Source organism: Streptomyces glaucescens (genome assembly GCF_002154375.1).
Lineage (GTDB): Bacteria > Actinomycetota > Actinomycetes > Streptomycetales > Streptomycetaceae > Streptomyces > Streptomyces glaucescens.
Genome location: NZ_MUND01000840.1, coordinates 1 through 3872, shown reverse-complemented (window position 1 = coordinate 3872; position 3872 = coordinate 1). Strand labels below are relative to the sequence as shown.

The 3872-nt window shown below is 77.1% G+C and carries 3 protein-coding genes; all 3 read left to right on the top strand.

Annotated elements, in window-relative coordinates:
- The coding region (locus CCN42_RS38105) for an ATP-binding protein (protein ID WP_086741816.1) at nt 1-1581 on the top strand (1581 nt) is incomplete at its 5' end.
- 97 nt (nt 1582-1678) lie between these two features.
- Nucleotides 1679-3256, top strand: a complete 1578-nt coding sequence (locus CCN42_RS38100) for a PucR family transcriptional regulator (RefSeq protein ID WP_086741815.1) — start codon at nt 1679-1681, stop codon at nt 3254-3256.
- Nucleotides 3257-3832 (top strand): EF-Tu/IF-2/RF-3 family GTPase, encoded by a 576-nt coding sequence (locus CCN42_RS38095; RefSeq protein WP_086741814.1) that lies wholly within the window; start codon nt 3257-3259, stop codon nt 3830-3832.
- Nucleotides 3833-3872: the final 40 nt, after the last annotated feature.

The following is a 3872-nucleotide window of genomic DNA, read 5'->3' as shown; positions in this document are numbered from 1 at the left end:
GAGGAGGACCCCGCCGAGTGGCCCGCCCTGCGCGCCGCCGGGGCCGCCGACGCCGCCGCCCGGCTCGCCACCGAGGCCCGCCAGGGCCTGATGCGGGACGTCGACCACGCCCGGATCGCCCGCGCCTGGCAGGGCGTGCGCAACGGCCGGCACAGCCTGGCCACCTTCACCAGCGCGGTGCTCCGTGAGGGCTCCGCCGCCTGCCCGCACCCCTCCGGCGCCCGCGACCTGCCCGGCCGCCAGGCCCGGCACGACCTGCTCACCGGCCAGGTGCGGCTCGGCACCACCGCCGACGACCCCCGCAACCCCTACGCCTACCGCGGCACCGGCCTCGCCCTCGGCCCCGAACTGCTCGGCACCTCACTGCTCGCCGTCGGCCCGGCCGGCTCCGGCAAGACCGGCACCCTCGTCCGCCCGCTCGCCGAGTCGCTGTGCCTGCACGCGCTGGCCGGCCGGGCCGCCGTCGTGGTGGTCGGCGCGGCGGGCGCCGGGCTCGGCCCGGCCGACGCCTACGACGTCGTCGTCCGCATCGGCGACCCGGAGTCGCTGTACGACCTGGACCTCTACGGCGGCACCACCGACCCCGACGAGGCCGCCGCCATACTGGCCGAAGCCCTGGTCGGCGACCTCGCCGACCCGCACCCCGGCAGCGACAGCCGCCGCTCCACCACCGTCCTCGCCCAGCTCCTCGGCCCGTACCGCGCGGTCCACGGCCGCTTCCCCTCCGTGCCCGAACTGCGCGCCCTGCTCGACGGGGCGCCCGGCCCGCTGGCCGGGCTGCGGGCCGGTCTCACGGACTCCGGGCAGGACTCGCTGCTGCGGGAGCTGGACGCGCGGGAGCGCCAGATGGGCCACCCGGGTGACGTCGGCGGGGTGCTGGCGGACCGGATCGCGCTGCTCGACCGCCCGGCCTTCGCGGGCTTCTTCGACACGTCCGGCCAGTCCCGCCCGTTCTCCCTGAAGGCTCTCGACCACCCGGTCCGGGTCCGCATCGACCTGCCCGCGCGCGGCCACGCGGACGCCTCCCGGATGCTGGCCCGGCTGGTGCTGGCCCAGTTCACGGCCAGTGTGTCGGTGCGGGAGGACCGCTCGCTGTTCGCCTGCCTGATCCTGGACGACGCGACGGGCGTGGTGACCCCGGAGGGGGTGCGCGGCATCCAGCGGCTGCGCTCGGCGCACGCGGGCGCCGTCCTCACCCTGCGCACCCTGGACGACGTACCGCGCCCGCTGCGCGGCCCGCTCCTCGGCGCCACCGGCTGCCGGGTGGCGCTGTCCGGCCTCACCCCCTGGGACGGGCAGGACTTCGCCGAGGTCTGGGGCAAGGAGTGGACCGAGGCCCGGGACGTCACCGACCGGCAGATCATCGCCGAGACCCCCGCCGGGAAGGCCGTGCACGCGCTGCGTCGGGTGATCACCGGCAAGGCGCCGACCGCCCGCGCGGTGACCGTCCGCCAGGTGGAGCGCGAACGCTGGTCCGCGTCGGAGCTGGCGCACGCGGTGCCGCCCGGCCACGCGGTGCTCTCCCTCACCGACGTCAAGGGCGAGCACGCGCCGCCGCTGCTGGTCGACCTGCGGGGGTGAGGCGGCAGCCGGCTCTCCTACGGTGAGGCAGAATCGGTACGGGCCGTTCATACGCGGCGGCCAAAAGATCACCCGCCCCCTCCTCGCTGAAGGCCGCATGCCCCCCACGCTCGCCTCCCTCGTCCACCACTCGGCGCTCAAGCTGACCGTCCGAGCCGGCGGGGACCGCCTGGACGTGCCCGTCCGTTGGGCGCACGTCAGCGAGCTGGCCGACCCCGTGCCGTACATGGAGGGCGGGGAGCTGCTGCTGATCACCGCGCTCAAGCTGGACGCGGAGGACCCCGAGGCCATGCGCCGCTACGTCCGGCGGCTGGCCGGCGCGGGCGTGGTCGGCCTGGGGTTCGCGGTCGGCGTCAACTACGACGAGATCCCCGGGGCGCTGGTCGACGCGGCGGAGCAGGAGGGCCTGCCGCTCCTCGAGGTCCCCCGCCGCACCCCCTTCCTGGCGATCACCAAGGAGGTCTCGGCCGCCATCGCGGCGGACCAGTACCGCGCGGTCACCGCGGGCTTCGCCGCCCAGCGCGAACTGACCAGGCAGGCCCTGAACGACGGCCCCGAAGGCCTGCTCGGCGCGCTCGCCGGCCAGGTCGACGGCTGGGCCGCCCTCTACGACGCGTCCGGGGCCGTCGTCGCCGCGGCCCCCGACTGGGCGGTCCGCCGCGCCGCCCGGCTCACCGCCGACGTGGAACGCCTGCGGGACCGCCCGGCCCCCGCCAGCTCGGTCGTCGGCGGCCCCGACCACGAGGACCGCGTCGAACTCCACTCCATCGGCACCGGCCGCCGCCCCCGTGCGGCGCTCGCCGTCGGCACGGCGGCGGCCCTCGGCACGGCCGAGCGCTACGCGGTCCACTCGGCGATCGCCCTGCTCACCCTGACGACGGAACGCTCCCGCTCGCTGCACGCGGCCGAGCAGCGGCTCGGCACCGCGGTGCTGCGGATGCTCCTGGCCGGCGAGCCGGACCACGCCCGCGCGGTGGCGGGAGACCTGTACGGCGGGCTGCTGGACGCCCCGTTCCGGATGATCGTGGCGGAGGGCGAGGCCAGCGTCTCCGCACTGGCGGATGCCGTCGAGGCGGCCGGGGCCCGCGCGGGTGAGGCGGTGCTGGCCGTCACCGAGGGCGAGCGCCTGGTGGTGCTGGCGGCGGACGGCGGCGCGGCCGTACAGGCCTGCGGCGACCACGCGGCGGCGCTGGAGGCGGCCCGGAGCAAGGACGGCGCGGCCCGGGAGCAGCCCGCGGGGAAGGACGACGACCTGGTGATCGGCCTGTCGGCGCCCGCCGGCCCGATCGCCGCCGCCGCCGCGTACAGGCAGGCCGAGCAGTCCTTGTCGGTGGCCCGCCGCCGGGGCCGCGTCCTCGTCGAGCACGAACAGCTGGCGTCCGGCTCGGTCCTCCCGCTGCTCGCGGACGACGCGGTGCGGGCCTTCGCCGACGGCCTGCTGCGGGCCCTGCACGAACACGACGCCACCGGCCGCGGCGACCTGGTCGCCTCCCTGCGCGCCTGGCTGTCCCGCCACGGCCAGTGGGACGCGGCGGCGGCCGACCTCGGCGTCCACCGCCACACGCTCCGCTACCGGATGCGGCGTGTGGAGGAGATCCTGGGGCGGTCGCTGGACGATCCGGACGTGCGGATGGAGCTGTGGCTGGCGCTCAAGGCGACGGCGGCGGAGCAGTAGATGGCGGAGGCCTGGCCGTCGTTCCTGATGACGGTCGAGGACGTCTTCCGCCCGAACCGGGGCAGACTCGTCATGGCGTCGGGCCGCATCGAGCGGGGCCGCGTCCGCCGGGGCGAGGAGGTGGCGCTCGTCGGTTCCGGCACCGAGACGACCGCCCGCGTGGCGGGCATCCGCCACGGCGGCCTCGAGGTCGGCGAGGCCCGCGCGGGCGCGAACGTCGGGCTGCTGCTGCCGGGCGCCGTGCCGGGCGGGCCCGAACGCGGGCAGGTGCTCGCGGCACCGGGCTCGATCCGCGCCCACGGCGTCTTCACGGCGGAGATCGCCGTGCTGGCGGAGGACGAGGGCGGCGGCGAGGTGCGCACCGGCGACGCGCTGGACTGCCACCTGCGCACGGGCGCGGTCAGGGGCGTGGTGACCCTGCCGCCCGGCCTGGACGTACTGCGACCGCTCCACCTGGCCGCCGTCCGGATCGCCCTCGACCGGCCCGTCCCGCTGGAGTCCGGCCAGCGCTTCGCCTTCCGTCGGCACAGCCGCGCCGCCGGTTCCGGCACGGTGACCCGCCTCTCGGCCGACTGACCCCTCCCCACCGGCCAAACCCTGTCCCTGATACACATCT